The sequence below is a fragment of the Paraclostridium dentum genome (genome assembly GCF_012922555.1).
GTDB lineage: Bacteria > Bacillota > Clostridia > Peptostreptococcales > Peptostreptococcaceae > Paraclostridium > Paraclostridium dentum.
Genome location: NZ_WIPK01000085.1, coordinates 1 through 599, shown reverse-complemented (window position 1 = coordinate 599; position 599 = coordinate 1). Strand labels below are relative to the sequence as shown.

The 599-nt window shown below is 53.4% G+C and carries 1 protein-coding gene; it reads right to left on the bottom strand.

All coding sequences use genetic code 11. The annotated features are described in order from the left end of the window. Window positions 1–17: 17 nt before the first annotated feature. Window positions 18–599, bottom strand: a 582-nt coding sequence (locus tag GFJ41_RS20990; RefSeq protein ID WP_170075995.1) for a chlorophyll a/b-binding protein, incomplete at its 5' end; no start/stop codon positions are given.

Here is a 599-nt window from a genome sequence, read left to right as displayed (position 1 = left end):
GACAAATGTTTGGTGAATTATGATCCAGGTACAAATTTGGTGGCGTATACCCAAGCATAGTTAGCCACAGGGTTGTCGAGATGATCTAGAAGGTTCTCGAGGGGACCTTTTCCGGTGACGATGGCCTGAACGAAGAATCCGAACATGGAAAACATGGCGAGTCTTCCATTTTTGATCTCCTTCACCTTAAGCTCTGCAAAGGTAACCGGGTCATCCGCAAGACCCAACGGGTCGAAGTACTGCCCACCCGGGTAAAGGTCGTTGCCCTCCCCGACTCCATCGAGGCCGTTGATTCTGAATCCTTCGACGAGTCCCATCAACACAACTTGGAAGCCAAGAACTGCCAGAATGCTCTGAGCATGGACCAAATTGGGGTTGCCCAAATAGTCGAGCCCGCCTTCGGAGAAGATCTGCGAGCCAGCCTTGAACCACACTGGCTCCTTGAAGCTCACACTCACCCATTTCTGAAGAACTTCAGGTGTGATGCATCCTAGAGCTCCGAGCATGGCCCATCTCCCATGAATAACCTCGAGGGCCCTGTTCTTGGCGAAGGCCTCGGGGTCGGCGGACAAACCGGCCGTGTCCCAACCGTAGTCACC